The 15,092-nt window shown below is 63.7% G+C and carries 12 protein-coding genes; 7 read left to right on the forward strand and 5 right to left on the reverse strand.

The window, feature by feature from the left end; translation table 11 throughout:
* Nucleotides 1-65: 65 nt before the first annotated feature.
* The 3 genes from P3T42_RS09855 to P3T42_RS09865 all read left to right on the forward strand — a co-directional run bounded on the left by P3T42_RS09855 (nt 66) and on the right by P3T42_RS09865 (nt 4,442).
* Entirely contained in the window at nt 66-1,517 is a 1,452-nt protein-coding gene (locus P3T42_RS09855) for an aldehyde dehydrogenase (RefSeq protein ID WP_429305887.1), read from the forward strand.
* 114 nt (nt 1,518-1,631) lie between these two features.
* On the forward strand, nt 1,632-3,035 hold the full coding sequence (locus tag P3T42_RS09860) for an MFS transporter (protein ID WP_429305888.1): 1,404 nt from the start codon (nt 1,632-1,634) through the stop codon (nt 3,033-3,035).
* Between the two features lie 270 nt (nt 3,036-3,305).
* Complete coding sequence (locus tag P3T42_RS09865; RefSeq protein WP_429305889.1) at nt 3,306-4,442, forward strand: porin; 1,137 nt, start codon at nt 3,306-3,308, stop codon at nt 4,440-4,442.
* A gap of 47 nt (nt 4,443-4,489) precedes the next feature.
* Here P3T42_RS09865 and gabD read toward each other — a convergent pair whose 3' ends face one another.
* Entirely contained in the window at nt 4,490-5,974 is a 1,485-nt protein-coding gene (gabD, locus tag P3T42_RS09870; protein WP_429305890.1) for an NADP-dependent succinate-semialdehyde dehydrogenase, read from the reverse strand.
* A 729-nt stretch (nt 5,975-6,703) separates the two neighbouring features.
* A complete protein-coding gene (gabT, locus tag P3T42_RS09875; protein ID WP_074294666.1) occupies nt 6,704-7,993 on the reverse strand; it encodes a 4-aminobutyrate--2-oxoglutarate transaminase in 1,290 nt (429 codons plus the stop codon).
* Nucleotides 7,994-8,108: 115 nt separating this feature from the next.
* Here gabT and P3T42_RS09880 point away from each other — a divergent pair, with 115 nt between their 5' ends.
* Nucleotides 8,109-9,608, forward strand: a complete 1,500-nt coding sequence (locus P3T42_RS09880) for a PLP-dependent aminotransferase family protein (protein ID WP_429305891.1) — start codon at nt 8,109-8,111, stop codon at nt 9,606-9,608.
* 54 nt (nt 9,609-9,662) lie between these two features.
* Here P3T42_RS09880 and phnE read toward each other — a convergent pair whose 3' ends face one another.
* The 3 genes from phnE to phnC are packed head-to-tail and all read right to left on the reverse strand — an operon-like array spanning nt 9,663 to nt 12,387.
* On the reverse strand, nt 9,663-10,487 hold the full coding sequence (phnE, locus tag P3T42_RS09885; protein WP_074294668.1) for a phosphonate ABC transporter, permease protein PhnE: 825 nt from the start codon (nt 10,485-10,487) through the stop codon (nt 9,663-9,665).
* Nucleotides 10,484-11,449: a phosphonate ABC transporter substrate-binding protein gene (phnD, locus tag P3T42_RS09890; RefSeq protein ID WP_074294669.1), complete on the reverse strand. Its 966-nt coding sequence runs from the start codon at nt 11,447-11,449 to the stop codon at nt 10,484-10,486. Before phnD ends, phnE begins: the two co-directional genes overlap by 4 nt.
* 59 nt (nt 11,450-11,508) lie before the next feature.
* Entirely contained in the window at nt 11,509-12,387 is an 879-nt protein-coding gene (gene phnC, locus P3T42_RS09895) for a phosphonate ABC transporter ATP-binding protein (protein WP_074294670.1), read from the reverse strand.
* Nucleotides 12,388-12,679: 292 nt separating this feature from the next.
* Between phnC and P3T42_RS09900 the strand changes: the two genes are divergently transcribed.
* The 3 genes from P3T42_RS09900 to P3T42_RS09910 are packed head-to-tail and all read left to right on the forward strand — an operon-like array spanning nt 12,680 to nt 15,051.
* Nucleotides 12,680-13,714 (forward strand): M14 family zinc carboxypeptidase, encoded by a 1,035-nt coding sequence (locus tag P3T42_RS09900; protein WP_074294671.1) that lies wholly within the window; start codon nt 12,680-12,682, stop codon nt 13,712-13,714.
* The gene (locus P3T42_RS09905; protein ID WP_429305892.1) at nt 13,711-14,487 is read left to right on the forward strand and encodes an alpha/beta fold hydrolase; all 777 of its coding nucleotides are present in this window, start codon (nt 13,711-13,713) and stop codon (nt 14,485-14,487) included. The genes P3T42_RS09900 and P3T42_RS09905 overlap by 4 nt, the downstream gene beginning before the upstream one ends.
* Before the next feature lie 18 nt (nt 14,488-14,505).
* Complete coding sequence (locus P3T42_RS09910; protein WP_429305893.1) at nt 14,506-15,051, forward strand: DUF3455 domain-containing protein; 546 nt, start codon at nt 14,506-14,508, stop codon at nt 15,049-15,051.
* Nucleotides 15,052-15,092: the final 41 nt, after the last annotated feature.

Consider the following 15,092-nt stretch of genomic DNA (forward strand, 5'->3'; position numbering starts at 1 on the left):
AAGAATGGCAGCCCTGCGGTGGTGTCGCTGCCGGCAGGAGACAACGTTCCAACGGAGACAAAACGATGCAGTCCATTTCGATGTTGATCGACGGCGAAGCGGTTCAGGCCAGTAACGGCGCGACCTTCGAACGCCGCAATCCCCTTGATGGCGAGGTCGCCACGCGAGCCCCGGCGGCGACCGTGGCCGATGCCGTCGCGGCCGTCGATGCGGCGGCTGCCGCCTTTCCCGCCTGGGCGGCAATGGGGCCGGGCGCGCGGCGCGCGCTGCTGATGAAAGCCGCGCATGCGCTCGAAGCGCGCGGTGAAGACTTTGCCGCCGCAATGGCCGCGGAAACCGGCGCATCCGGCATGTGGGCGGGCTTTAACGTGCATCTGGCGGCCGGCGGTTTGCTCGAAGCCGCCGCGCTGACGACCCAGGTCGGCGGCGAACTGATTCCCTCCGATGTGCCGGGCAGCCTCGCCATGGGCGTGCGTCAGGCGGCGGGCGTCGTGCTCGGCATTGCGCCCTGGAATGCGCCGGTGATCCTGGCCGTGCGCGCCATCGCCTTGCCGCTGGCGTGCGGCAACACTGTGGTGCTCAAAGGCTCCGAGATCTGTCCGGCCACGCATGGGCTGATCGTCGAGGTGCTGCAGGAAGCGGGCTTGCCGAAGGGCGTGGTGAACTTCGTGACCAATGCCCCTGCCGATGCGGGTGCCGTAGTCGAGGCGATGATCGCGCATCCGAAGGTGCGGCGCGTCAACTTCACGGGCTCGACGCACGTCGGCAAGATCATTGCCGCGACGTGTGCGCGTTATCTGAAACCAGCCGTGCTCGAACTGGGCGGCAAGGCGCCGTTGATCGTGCTCGACGACGCGGATCTCGACGCGGCAGTCAACGCCGCGGCCTTCGGCGCATTCGCCAACTCGGGGCAGATCTGCATGTCGACCGAACGGATTATCGTCGACCGGCGCGTGGCCGATACCTTCGTGGCACAACTGGCCGCCAAATCGCGTGGCCTGCCGCTGGGCGATCCGCGCAAGGGGCCGGTCGTGCTGGGTTCGGTCGTGGATATGAGCACGGTCGAACGCTGCAACGCGCTGATCGACGACGCGCTGGCCAAAGGCGCCACGCTGGTGTGCGGCGGCAAGGCGGACAGCACGCTGATGCCCGCGACGCTGCTCGATCACGTCACGCCTGCGATGCGCATTTATGCCGAGGAATCGTTTGGGCCGGTGAAGGCCATCGTGCGGGTAGACGGCGAGGAAGAGGCGCTGGCCTGCGCAAACGACAACGAATACGGTTTGTCGTCCGCAGTGTTTAGCCGCGATGTGGCGCGGGCGATGAATCTCGCGCGACGCATCGAATCCGGCATTTGCCATGTCAACGGTCCTACTGTGCACGACGAAGCCCAGATGCCGTTTGGCGGAGTGAAGGGTAGTGGCCTCGGACGTTTTGGCGGTCAGGCGGGGATTGCGGAATTCACCGATCTGCGCTGGATCACGGTACAGACGACGCCACGTCACTATCCGTTCTGAGCGTAGCGGCCGGCATTGCGCCGGGCAGGTGCGGTGCCGGTTCCATATGGAGTACCAGGTAGTAGAAAACGCGAATCGAAGAACGCGCAAATACAAAACACAGGAGACAGTTCGATGACCCGTTATTCCCTGCCGGCCGCGGTTGCCGGCGCACCGCCTGGCGACTATAGCGCGCGCCCGGCGAGCGAGCCCGCGCAGACCGCGGTGGATATTGGCAGCGTGCTCGACGATGGACCCTATACCGTGGTTCAGAAGGTGGTGGTGTTCCTCGCGGCGCTTTCGATTATCGTCGACGGCTTCGACAGCCAACTGATCGGCTTTGCGATTCCGGTGCTGATCAAGGAGTGGGGCATCGCCCGCACGGCGTTCGCGCCGGTGGTGGCCGCCGGCCTGACCGGCATGGGGATAGGCAGCGCCTGCGCCGGGCTGTTCGCGGATCGCTTCGGGCGGCGTTGGGCGGTGATCGGCAGCGTGCTGCTGTTCGGCGCGGCCACATGCGCGATCAGCTTCGCGCCGAACATCCTGACGATCGCGGTGCTGCGCCTGATCGCGGGGTTCGGCATCGGCGGAGCGCTGCCCAGTTCCACCACCTTGACGGCGGAGTTCACGCCGTCGCGGCGCCGTACGCTGGCGATCACGGCGACGATCGTGTGCGTGCCGCTCGGCGGCATGGTGGCCGGCGTGTTCGCTCACGTGATCCTGCCGGCGTACGGCTGGCGCGGCCTATTTCTGACCGGCGGGATCCTGCCATTGGTGCTTGGCGTCCTGTTGCTGTTCACGTTGCCGGAGTCGCCGCGTTTCCTCGCACGTCGACCGCAGCGCTGGGCGGAATTGAGCCGCTTGCTCGCGCGCATGTCGCGCCACGTCGCAACGGATGCGGTGTTTACCGATAAGCGCGAGCAGGCCGCCGAACAGCATACTGGCTTCACGGCGCTGTTCCGCCAAGGCCGCGCGGCCGACACGGTGGCGATCTGGTGTGCGTTCTTCATGTGTCTGCTGGCGGTGTATAGCGCATTCAGCTGGCTGCCGACCATGCTGACCACGCAAGGTTTGTCCGTCTCCGTGGCGGGGTCGGGGCTGACCGCGTACAACCTCGGTGGCGTGGTGGGCGCACTGGTTTGTGCGGTGGCGATTGCCCGCTCGGGATCGCGCTGGCCGCTCCTGATCTGCAGTGCCGGCGGCGCGCTGAGCGCATGGTTTCTGCTCGGCGTGGACGTATCGCAGCACACCGGCTGGTTGATCTTCGGGCTGGGCGTGCATGGCCTGTTCGTGAACGCGGTGCAATCGACGATGTATGCCTTGTGCGCCTACGTTTATCCGACCGGCGTGCGGGCAACCGGTACTGCTTCGGCGCTGGCGTTTGGACGCATCGGTGCGATTCTGAGCGCCTTCGCGGGAGCCATGGTGATCACCACCGGCGGCGCTTCGTCGTACCTCACGATGCTGGGTGCAGCGATGCTGGTCGTGATGATCGCGCTGATGGTGGTCAAGCGGCATATCCCTAAGCCCGGCGTTTGAGGGGGGCGAGTGTCGTAGTAGTACGGAACGGCGTCGGCGAAGCGCAGCGAAAGTGGACACCGCTGCGCTGTGTCGACGCTGGGTAGGGGCAGCACGGATGGAGTGATGTTCAAGCCAGATGGTTCGCCGAATGGTCTGGAGAATCACGTCATTACTTAGTATGACTATATAAAATATGCCGATAGAACGGATACGGATGGTTCTTCTCCGAAGCAACGGGGACGACTATGCGCGCCATTCTGAAGACCTGACCACGGAGAAGCGGAGACAATGAAATATCGGATCGCATTGGGCAGCGCCTTGCTGGGCGTCAGCGCCACGTCGTTTGCACAGAGTAGCGTGACCCTGTACGGGATTCTCGACACCGGCGTGGAATACGTCACGCATGCCAATGCGGCAGGCGACAGTGTCGTGCGGATGCCGGGCGTGACCGGCGAATTGCCGTCGCGCTGGGGGCTGCGCGGCAAAGAGGATCTGGGGGCCGGCTGGTCGGCGATCTTCACGCTGGAGAGCGGCTTTAACGTGAAGAACGGCGCGCTGAACCAGGGCGGCCGCCTGTTCGGACGCCAGGCGTGGGTTGGGCTGATGGGTCCATACGGCAGCCTGACGTTCGGCCGCCAGTACACGATGACCTATTGGGCCTTGAGCGACTCCGACCTGCTCGGGCCGGACATCTACGGCGGTACCGGCTCATTCGACCAATACCTGCCGAGCGCTCGCAGCGACAACACGGTGGTCTACAAAGGCACATTCTCGGGCATCACGTTCGGCGCGACCTATTCGTTTGGCCGCGATTCGACCGGTACCGGCAATTCGGCGGGACAGGGGACCTGCGCGGGGCCGGTGCCGGGCAGCTCGCAAACCTGCCGTGAATGGTCGACGATGCTGCGCTATGACATGAACGGCTACGGGGTAGCGGCCGCGTACGACGAACAACGCGGTGGCCCAGGCGCGGCGGCGGACTTTTATGACGGCACCACGCCGTTCGCACTGACCAATTCGGGCGACAAGGACGTGCGCATGCAGTTGAACGGCTACGGCCATATCGGCCCGGTGAAGATTGGCGGGGGTTGGCTGGGACGGCATGTCGAAACGGTGTCGCCGGACATTCCCGATGTCCGTTCGAATCTGTTCTACGTGAGCGCTGCCTATAACCTGAATCCGGCGCTGGTTCTGGACGGCGGCGTGTACCGGATGCTCAATCGCCAGGACGACACGCGCGGTACGATCGCCGTGGTGCGCACGACGTATCTGCTGTCGAAAAGCTCAGCGGTGTATCTGCAAGGCGGGTATCTGTTTAACAGCGCGCACGCGGCCTATACCATCAGCCAGGGTGGTGGTGGAACCACGCCGGGGTTTGGGATGGGGCAGCTTGGTGTGATGGCGGGGGTACGGCATGCGTTTTGAAATGGGTCACGCGGGGTATCCCGCGTGACCGGCGATGCCGTGCTACCTCAAATTCCACCGATGCACAGATACTTGATCACGACATAGTCGTCGATACCGTAGTGCGAGCCTTCGCGACCGAGGCCGGACTGCTTGACGCCGCCGAAGGGGGCGACCTCGTTGGAGATGAGTCCGGTGTTGATGCCGACCATGCCGTACTCGAGCGCTTCGGCGACGCGCCACACACGGCCGATATCGCGGCTATAGAAGTAGGACGCGAGGCCGAATTCCGTATCGTTGGCGAGGGCGATGACTTCCTCGTCCGACGAGAAGCGGAACAGCGGCGCGAGCGGGCCGAAGGTTTCGTCGCGCGCCACTTTCATTGCGGGGGTGACGTCGGCGAGGACGGTGGGTTCGAAGAAGCCGTGGCCGAGCGCGTGACGCTTTCCGCCGGTGACGATGCGCGCGCCTTTGGCGAGTGCGTCTTCGATATGCGACTCGACCTTGAGGACTGCGGCTTCATTGATGAGGGGGCCCTGGCTGACACCGTCATCTGTACCGCGACCGACCTTCAACTGTTCGACGGCGTCGCGCAGTTTGGCGGCGAAGGCGTCGTAGACCTTGTCATGCACGTAGAAGCGGTTGGTGCAGACGCAGGTTTGCCCGCTATTGCGATACTTGGAGGCGATAGCACCGGCAACGGCCGCATCGAGATCGGCGTCTTCGAAGACGATGAAGGGGGCATTGCCGCCGAGTTCGAGCGAGACTTTCTTGACCGTGGGTGCACATTGCGCCATCAACAGACGGCCTACGGTGGTCGAGCCTGTGAACGACAGCTTGCGCACGATCGGATTGGCGGTCATTTCAGCGCCGATGGCTTTTGGGTCGCCGGTGACGACGCTGAAGATGCCGGCGGGCACGCCGGCGCGTTCGGCCAGCACGGCGAGTGCGAGGGCGGAGAGCGGTGTGGCTTCGGCGGGTTTGACGATGATGGGGCAACCGGCGGCGAGAGCGGGGCCGACTTTGCGGGTGATCATCGCGGCGGGGAAATTCCACGGGGTGATGGCTGCGCAGACGCCGATGGGTTCTTTGGTGACGACGATGCGTTTATCGGCTGCGGGCGTGGGGATGGTGTCGCCGTAGACGCGTTTGGCCTCTTCGGCAAACCATTCGAGGAAGGACGCGGCGTAGAGGATTTCGCCTTTGGCTTCGGCTAGGGGTTTGCCTTGTTCGGTGGTGAGGATGAGGGCGAGGTCGTCGGCGTTTTCGAGCATCAGGTCGTGCCAGGCACGGAGGATGGTCGAGCGTTGTTTGGCGGTTTTGGTTCGCCATGCTGGCCAGGCTTTGTTGGCTGCTTCGATCGCGCGGCGGGTTTCGGATGTGCCCATTCGGGGGATTCTGGCTAGCTGTTCGCCGGTGGCGGGGTTTCGGACTTCTATGGTTGTTTCGTCGTCCGACGGGGTCCATTCGCCTGCGATGTAGGCCTTTGTTTTTAATAGCGTGGGGTCATTCAGTTTTATCTGCGATGCTGAGGTGGACGCTGCTTTTTCCATTTTCTGTTTTCCGTTTAGTTAGTGAGGTTTTTGCCTGCGGAGCCTTGTATTTGGCTGTGGTCTTAGGGTGTTGGCCTTTCCTTGCATTCTTAGTGGTCTATTAGCTTCGCCCCTGTGCGGGGCGGCACTTACTTTCTTTGCCGCCGCAAAGAAAGTAAGCAAAGAAAGCGGGCTGCCACCGCTAGCCCGTAGTGAGCCATCCCGGTCTGCCGCCGGGAACGGCCCAAGACGAGACGTGCCCTTGCGCCACCCACGTTAGTGACAAGGCCGTCATCCGTTCCAGCGTTGCGCTGCGCGCCCCGCCGTCGGGCATAACGCCTTCTGCGGAGGCTGGCTTGGCACCGCCGCCGCGATACTCGCAAGCAACTCGCCTTCCCATGCAGACCCGACCGCGACGCACGTAGTGCGGAGTGGGGTGGATGAGTGCTGTGTCACGAGTGGTGGAAATGCGAGGGCGGGTCTCGTGTTGGGCCGTTTCCGGAGGTAGACCTAGATGGCTCACTAAACGCTGGCGGTGTGAGCCCGCTTTCTTTGCTTACTTTCTTTGCGGCGGCAAAGAAAGTAAGTGCCGCCCCGCACAGGGGCGAACCTAATAGACCACTAAGAAAGCAAGGAAAGGCCAACACCGCAGGAACACAGCCAAAGCACCGCACAGGCAAACCAAATGAACTAAACCCCACCGGCAGCGCCAAAGAAGCCACCAAAGAGCCGCCAGCAGGGCAAAAAAAACTAAGCTACGACGCCAACAGTCTCCTTAAGCACATCTTCAAGAATGGCAACAGCCTCGTCGAAGACATCCTCTTGAATAGTGAGCGGAAAAAGAAACCGAACAACGTTCGAATAAACCCCACAGACGAGCAACAACAACCCGCGCTCAAGCGCACGAGCCTGCACCCGCTTGGTAAATTCGGCATCCGGCTCATGCGTCCCAGCCTTGCAGAATTCAACCGCCACCATGCCCCCCGGCCCGCGCACATCAGCAATCTGCCCAACCTCACCCTGCAAGGCAACCAGCTTCGCCTTAATCCGATCGCCAAACAAAACCGCCCGCTCGCAGAGCTTCTCCTCATCGATGATGTCCAGCACAGCATGCGCAGACGCCACAGCAAGCGGATTGCCCGCATACGTTCCACCCAACCCGCCAGGCGCCGCCGCATCCATAATCTCCGCACGCCCCACCACGCCCGACAACGGCATGCCCCCCGCCAGGCTCTTGGCAATCGTCATCAAATCCGGCACCACGTCGTAGTGATGCATCGCAAACAACTTGCCGGTACGCGCAAATCCTGTCTGCACTTCATCCGCAATCAGCAAAATGCCATGCTCGTTGCACAGCTTGCGCAACGCCCGCACAAACTCCGCCGGCGCCGGATAAAAACCACCCTCACCCTGTACCGGTTCAAAGATGATCGCCGCAACACGCTTCGGATCGATGTCCGCCTTGAACAGAAACTCAATCGCCTTCAACGAATCCGCCGTCGTCACACCATGCAGCGGATTCGGGAACGGTGCATGGAACACGTCCGCCGGGAACGGTCCAAAGCCAATCTTGTACGGCGCCACCTTGCCCGTCAGCGCCATCCCCATCATCGTGCGGCCATGGAAACCACCCGTGAACGCAATCACGCCCGGTCGGCCCGTCGCCGCGCGCGCAATCTTGATCGCGTTTTCCACCGCTTCAGCACCCGTCGTGAAGAACGCCGTCTTCTTCAGATGGTCGCCCGGCGCGCGCGCATTGATCTTCTCCGCCAGCGAAACATACGACTCGTACGGCACGATCTGATACGCGGTATGCGTGAACTGATCCAGTTGCGCGCGGATCGCCTCGACAATCTTCGGATGGCGGTGGCCCGTGTTGCACACCGCAATCCCCGCCGCAAAATCAATGAAGCGCCGCCCCTCGACGTCCCACAACTCAGCGTTCTCGGCGCGCGCAGCATAGAAATCGCACATCACCCCAACCCCACGCGGCGTGGCGGCATCCTTGCGGCTCTTCAGTTCAGCATTCTTCACAGTCATCTCCTTCACTCCCGGTTTGGCAGAAGCCGTCCACACGGCGCGGCACATGCAACGACTATAATGAGATTTGGCTCCGACGTTCAGAGCCATTTAAATAAAAATGTAGGAGCCAATTATGCGTGCAAGCGTTTTGTCAGACTGGCTGGCGCAGCGTCTCGACCGCGGCAACGGTCAGCCGATCTACCGGCAACTGCATCGCTTGCTGCAGCAGGCCATCCTGTCGCGCGAGCTGCCCGCCGGCAGCAAGGTGCCGTCCTCGCGCCTGCTCGCCAATGAACTCGGCATCGCCCGCAACACCGTGACTCAGGTCTACGAGCAGCTCGCGCTCGAGGGTTACGTCACCTCCACCACCGGTCGCGGCACCTTCGTGGCCGATAGCGCGCCGGACGAAATCGTCGGCGCGCCCGATGCCGCCGCGCCGGCCGCCGCCCCGCAGCCGCTCTCGGCGCGGCGCGCGCTGTCCACCCGAGGTACGCGGCTGATCGCCGGGGCAGGGGTGTCGAAGCGTCAGTGGGGAGCGTTCATGCCCGGTGTGCCGGATGTCTCGAAGTTTCCGGCGCGCGTCTGGAGCCGCCTGCAGGCCAAGTACTGGCGCCGCTTGCGCCCCGATCTGCTGACCTATGCGCCGGGCGGCGGTCTGTCGTTGCTGCGGCACACCCTGGCCGACTATCTGCGCACCTCGCGCTCGGTGCGCTGCACGCCCGAGCAGATCATCATCACCACCGGCATTCACCAGTCGGTCGATCTGGCCGTGCGTCTCCTGTCCGATCCCGGTGACGTCATCTGGACCGAGGATCCCTGTTATTGGGGCGTGCGCAGCGTGCTGCACGTCTCGGGGCTGCAATCGCGTCCCATCGCCGTCGACGCCGAAGGGATCAACCCCTCCGCCGAGGATCTCGCCCAGCCGCCCAAGCTGATGCTGGTCACGCCCTCGCATCAGTATCCGCTCGGCATGGTGATGAGTCTCGCGCGCCGCCGCATGTTGCTCGAATACGCGCGCCAGCATCAATGCTGGATCATCGAGGACGACTACGACAGCGAGTTTCGCTACGGCAGCCGGCCGCTGGCATCGCTGCAGGGGCTGGATACGGCGGGGCAGGTGATCTATGTGGGCAGCTTCGGCAAGACGCTGTTCCCCGGTTTGCGGATCGGTTATCTCGTGGTGCCCGAGGCGCTCGCCGAAAGTTTCGCTACGGCCAGTGCCGAGCTGTATCGCGAGGGGCAACTGCTGCAGCAGGCCGTGCTCGCGGAGTTCATCGCCGAAGGGCATTTCACGTCGCACATTCGCAAGATGCGCACGCTCTACGGTCAACGCCGCCAGACCGTGCTCGATGCCGCCGCGCGCCGCTATGGCGATGCGTTGCCGGCAGTGGGCGGCGATGCGGGTCTGCATCTGGTGATGCAATTGCCCGAAGGTGCCGACGATCGCGCGGTGGCAGCGGCGGCGCTCGAGCGCAATATCGTGGTGCGGGCGTTGTCGGGGTATTACGCGCAGCCGCAGCGTGCGCCTTCGGGTCTGTTGATCGGCTATGCCTGCGTGCCCGATGAGGAGATCGCGCCGGCCTTCAATACGCTCGCCGACGCGATCGATGCCACGCTGCTGCAGTTCGCCTGAGGCCGCGCGTTTCATGCATGAAGATCCAGCCGATCGGCACCGCGAAAATCGAACTCAGATCACTTTTTCGCGCAGCCAGGCAGAGGCCAGGTCGATGGCCGTGACCACCACAATCACCATGATCAGCACCGCCGCGGTGGACGCGTAGTCGAACGAGCGGATCGCCTCATAGAGCACCACGCCGATTCCGCCCGCGCCGACCATGCCCACCACCATCGCCGAGCGCACGTTCGATTCGAAGCGGTACAGCGCATACGAGATCCACAACGGCAGCACTTGCGGCAACACCGCATAGACGATCTCGTCGAGACCGGTCGCACCGGTGGCGCGCACACCCTCGGCGGGCCGCGGGTCGATCGCTTCGACGGCTTCCGCGAACAGCTTGGCCAGCACGCCGGTGGTGTGTACCCACAACGCCAGCACGCCCGCGAACGGGCCGAGCCCGACCGCGACGATGAACAGCATCGCGAAGACCATTTCGTTGATCGCGCGGCAGGCGTCCATCAGGCGGCGCACCGGCTGCACGACCCATTGCGGCGCCATATTGCGCGCGCACATCAGGCCGCACGGCACGGCGCACACCAGCGACAGCACCGTGCCCCACACCGCCACCGACAACGTCACGTACATTTCGTGCGCATAGGTGCGCCACTCGGTGAAGTCCGGCGGGAAGAAGTCCTTGGCGAACTGGCCCATGTTGCCGGCGTCCGACCACAGATCGAGTGGCCGCATATCCGCGCCGTGCCAGCCGACGCCCAGCACGGCAATCACGACGATCCAGCCGAGCAGCGACGTCCAGCTTCGCTTGCCCGCAACGGCCGCCGCCGGTGCGCCGCTCGCGGCGGCGGGGCGGGCGCCGGTCAGGTCGGCGGCGCTCATTGCTTCGAGGTCGCGGCGTTCAGCGCGCTCAGCTTCGCATCGAGCGCGGCGATCTGGGTCTTGCGATCGTCGTCCGAGAGATGCGTGTCGGACTGGATCTTCTGCTTCTGCTGGAACAGGGAGATCTGGCGGACCGGCAGCAACTGCGCATCGGACGACGCCACGAAGCCGCTATAGCCGGTAATCGCCGCCATCACGGCTTTCTCGTGCGGATCGGTCTTGCCGTAGTTCAGGAAGAACGTGCGCACCTTGTCCTTGGTGGCCTGCGGCAGATCCTTGCGCCACACCAGCGGGTCCGAATCGATCAGCGGCGAGGTCCACAGCACGCGCACCTGGGCGAACTTGTCCGGATGATCTTTCTTCAGCGTGTCGAGCATCTCGGTGTTGTTGGTCGCAATGTCGATCTTGTTGTTCACCACGGCCAGCAGATTCGCTTCATGGCTCGACGGCAACACCGCCTTGAACGACGTGTTCACCGGCGTATTGTGCCTGGCGAACAGGTAGTAACCGGGAACCAGCGTACCCGAGGTGGAGTTCGGATCGCCGAAGCCGAGCGTGACATCCTTCGTATTCTTGAATACATCGTCGAGCGTCTTGAAGCGGCTGTTCACATTGGTGATCAGCACCGACTTGTAGCCGGTGTCGCCGTTCGCGTACGTGATCTTGGCGAACACTTCGCCGTTGGCGCGGTCCACGGCTTCCATCGCCGAGGCATTGCCGAAGTAGCCCACCTGCACCTTGTTAAAGCGCATGCCTTCGATGATGCCGGCGTAGTCCGTGGCGAAAAAGGCTTTGACGTGCAGGCCGGTTTGCTTGCTCATGTCGTCGACCAGCGGTTGCCAGCGCTGCGAGAGCACGGCGGACGAATCGGTCGAGATGATGCCGAGGTTGAAGTCTTCGGCGTGAGCGGCGACGCAGGCGAGCGCAGCCGCGCCGGCGATCAGTGAGCGCAGGAATGTCATCGGGTTAAATCCAGTTAACTAAAGAGGGCTGTCAGAAGATAAAAGGGCGACGCTGTGTATCAGGCAGTGTGCGCAGGATCCAGTGCAAACGCATAGCGCTGCGGTCTGGTTGCATCCGCATCCATATTCATATCCGCAGGAGATTGCGCCACGCTGCTCCCGGTTTCGTCGAGCAGTTCGCGTGCGTCGTCGCCGTAGAGCTTCTGCAGGAGCTCGGGCGTGAGCGCGGCGGACGGTCCGTCGTAGACGATCTTGCCGCGACGCAGGGCGACGGTGCGCGGGCAGTACTGCACGGCAATGTCCACCTGGTGCAGCGAGACCAGCACGGTCAGGCCATGGTCGCGATTCAGGTTGCGCAGCATCTCCATGACGCGTCGCGACGACTCGGGATCGAGCGAGGCAATCGGTTCATCAGCCAGCACAATGCGAGCGTGCTGCACCAGTGCACGGGCCAGCGCCGCGCGTTGCTGCTGGCCGCCGGAGAGCGTTGCCGCGCGTTCGCGCGCATGTTCCGCAATGCCGACTTCGCCGAGCGCGGCCAGCGACAACTCGCGTTCGCTGCGCGGAAAGCGTCCGGTGATGCGCCGCCAGAACGGCAGCCGCGCCAGCGCGCCGATCAGCACGTTGGTCTCGACGGAGAGCCGGTTGACCAGATTGAACTGCTGGAACACGAAGCCGATATCGCGGCGAATCCGCCGCACTTCGCGCACGAGGCGGCCGTTCTGCTGGATCGGCCGGCCGAGAATCGCGATCTGCGACGGCTGCGGATCGGAGACGGTGAAGCCTGCGATATGCCGCAGCAGGGTCGATTTACCCGAGCCCGAGGCGCCGATCAGCGCCACCATCTCGCCGGACGCGACGCGCAGGTCGATCTCGTCGAGTGCCTTGCGGCCGTTGGTGAACGTCTTGCTCAGCCGTTCGATACGAATTGCTTCCATGCTTGTCCCGTTGATGCATCCGGCCAGTGCCGGAACGTGTGGCACATTCTAGGAAGGCTCTGTGACGGTTGAGTGAACCTATCTCAACGTCTAGACGACTATATCTTTCCAGACGGCTTCACGAGGAATGCGTGCCGGAACGCAAAGCCTTGAACGGGCCGCGATATGTCAGCCAGATGACACAAACTGCGGAGGGTGCACGCCGTCATCTAATATGTGCCGCGACAGGCTATATTGCTGAAATAGTGCGTGTGCCGTCCCCAATAACCTTGCCCATCTCATTCGGCGTCCCATGCAGGCTCTCAGCTTTCTACCCGACAGCTTTGCGGAATACGAGGATTTGAAGGCGATTCTCGACGCCGGCAGTGCCAACTTCGACATTCGCACGCTGTGCGAGGCGCGGGTGCACGGCCGGACCTTTCCGGTGCTGACCGCGAGCATCGGTTCGAGCGATCCGCTGGCGCCGGCCATTGGTTTCTTCGGCGGCATTCATGGGCTCGAACGTATCGGCACGCAACTTGTGCTCGACTACATGCGCTCGCTGCTGTCGAGGCTCGAATGGGACGAGCTGCTGGTGCGGCAGTTGCAATCGATTCGTCTGATTTTTATGCCCATCTGCAACCCGGGCGGCATGTGGGCGGCGACGCGCGCCAATCCGAACGGCGTCGACCTGATGCGCAATGCCCCGCAGGACGCCGACGAACGCGTGCCGCTGCTGGCGGGCGGCCAGCGCCTCGGCGCCTGGCTGCCCTGGTATCGCGGACGGCGCGGCGCACCCATGGAGGTGGAGGCCGCGGCGCTGCTGAAGCTGGTCGAAACCGAACTGGCCTCGCGGCCGCTCAGCTTCGCGCTCGATTGCCACTCGGGTTACGGCTGGGCCGACAGCATCTGGTTTCCGTATGCGCGCACTCGCAAGCTGATGCCGCATCTGCCCGAGATGTACATGCTCAAGACCATGTTCGAGCGCGCTCATCCGCATCACGGCTATGCGTTCGAACCGCAGAGCCATCAATATCTGCTGCACGGCGATCTATGGGATTGCGCGTACGATCGCGCGCCGGCGGAAAACGTGTTTTTGCCGATGACGCTCGAGCTCGGCTCGTGGCTGTGGATCAAGAAGAATCCGCGCCAACTGTTTTCGCGCCAGGGCATGTTCAATCCCGTGAAAGCGCATCGCACGGCGCGTGTCTTGCGACGCCATGCCAACCTGCTCGACTTCCTGACACGCGCCGCGTTTGCCTCGCAGCGCTGGTTGCCGCAAGGCAGCGGCCGCCAGCAACTGCTGCATCACGCGATTCAACATTGGTATCGGACGGCCGGTGTATGAGTACGTGGATCCTGTTGCGTGGACTGACGCGCGAGACGCGGCACTGGGGCCGGTTTCCGGCTATCCTGCATGACGCCGTCAAGACCGACAGCTTGTTGCAGCTCGATCTGCCGGGCAACGGCGCGCTCGTCGAGCAACGCGCGCCCGCTGAAGTGGCGGCGATGGTCGGCTTCGTGCGGCTCGCGGTAGCGCAAAGCAGCGTGCCCGGTCCATACCGCGTGTTGGCGATGTCGCTGGGCGGGATGGTGGCGACGGCGTGGGCGCAACAATACCCTGACGAGATCGAGCGGCTGGTGCTGATCAATACCAGCATGCGGCCGTTCAGCAGCATGACCGAGCGCCTGCGTCCGCAGGCATGGCCGGGACTGCTGCGAGTGGCGTTCGACTGGCGAAGCGCACGCGAAGCCGAAACTGGCATTCACCGGTTGACCTGCAATAATCCGGCAGGACTCGCGGACGATCTCGCGGCGTGGAGTGCGATTCGCGAGAGCGCGCCGGTGAGCCGGCCCAACGCGCTGCGTCAGTTATGGGCAGCGGCGCGTTTTAACGCCGGTGTTGAGGTGCCGCGCTGTGCGACCTTGATTCTGTCGTCCGCCGCCGACCAGCTGGTGAACCCGGTCTGTTCGGCGCGGCTCGCGGCGGCGTGGGGCGCGGCGCATCTGCAGCATCCGTGGGCCGGACATGATTTGCCGCACGACGACCCGGTGTGGACGAGCGAGGCGGTTGGCGCGTGGCTGCCGCAAGCAGCGGATACGACCGGGACACTGTTTTGACACTAAGGAGATGACTGCATGTATTCACGTTTTGCCTCGCGCCGCTCGCTGGCGCGTGTTGTCACCGGCGCGTCGCTTGCGCTTGCCTGCAGCGCCGCCTGGGTTAGCAGCGCGTTCGCGCAAAGCGCTGTGCCCGCTGCACTCACACCCAGCGACGCAACCCACGTCATTGCCACGCTCAAGGCGAGCGGCACGCAGATCTACCTCTGCAAGCGCGACGCCAACAACAAGCTGTCATGGGCTTTCAAGGCGCCAAGCGCCGAACTGTACGACGCTTCGGGAGAGCTGATCGTCACACATAGCGCGGGCCCCTCGTGGGCCGCCGCGGACGGCAGCAAGATCACCGGCGAGGTCCTGCAGCAGGCGCCGAGTGCCGATCAACCCGGCAGCATCCCGCTTCTGCTGCTGCGGGCAACCAACGCCGCCGGCCCCGGCTTGCTCTCGCCGGTGCGCTACGTGCAACGGCTCGACACGCACGGCGGCGTTGCGCCCACCGGTCCTTGCACGCAGGAAGGGCAAGAAGGCCGCAGCCCTTATATCGCCCGCTACGTGTTCCTCGGCTGAGGCCGATCAGCGAGCGCAATGCTGCGCTGATCGGAGGTCCA

Source organism: Paraburkholderia sp. GAS38 (assembly GCF_050434965.1).
Taxonomy (GTDB): domain Bacteria; phylum Pseudomonadota; class Gammaproteobacteria; order Burkholderiales; family Burkholderiaceae; genus Paraburkholderia; species Paraburkholderia phenazinium_A.

Coding starts and splice junctions, on each gene's coding strand:
- P3T42_RS09900 (WP_074294671.1), top strand. CDS start 12,680: ATGCAGGCTCTCAGCTTTCTACCCGACAGCTTTGCGGAATACGAGGAT.
- gabT (WP_074294666.1), bottom strand. CDS start 7,993: ATGACTGTGAAGAATGCTGAACTGAAGAGCCGCAAGGATGCCGCCACG.
- P3T42_RS09865 (WP_429305889.1), top strand. CDS start 3,306: ATGAAATATCGGATCGCATTGGGCAGCGCCTTGCTGGGCGTCAGCGCC.
- P3T42_RS09905 (WP_429305892.1), top strand. CDS start 13,711: ATGAGTACGTGGATCCTGTTGCGTGGACTGACGCGCGAGACGCGGCAC.
- phnD (WP_074294669.1), bottom strand. CDS start 11,449: ATGACATTCCTGCGCTCACTGATCGCCGGCGCGGCTGCGCTCGCCTGC.
- P3T42_RS09910 (WP_429305893.1), top strand. CDS start 14,506: ATGTATTCACGTTTTGCCTCGCGCCGCTCGCTGGCGCGTGTTGTCACC.
- phnC (WP_074294670.1), bottom strand. CDS start 12,387: ATGGAAGCAATTCGTATCGAACGGCTGAGCAAGACGTTCACCAACGGC.
- P3T42_RS09855 (WP_429305887.1), top strand. CDS start 66: ATGCAGTCCATTTCGATGTTGATCGACGGCGAAGCGGTTCAGGCCAGT.
- P3T42_RS09880 (WP_429305891.1), top strand. CDS start 8,109: ATGCGTGCAAGCGTTTTGTCAGACTGGCTGGCGCAGCGTCTCGACCGC.
- phnE (WP_074294668.1), bottom strand. CDS start 10,487: ATGAGCGCCGCCGACCTGACCGGCGCCCGCCCCGCCGCCGCGAGCGGC.
- P3T42_RS09860 (WP_429305888.1), top strand. CDS start 1,632: ATGACCCGTTATTCCCTGCCGGCCGCGGTTGCCGGCGCACCGCCTGGC.
- gabD (WP_429305890.1), bottom strand. CDS start 5,974: ATGGAAAAAGCAGCGTCCACCTCAGCATCGCAGATAAAACTGAATGAC.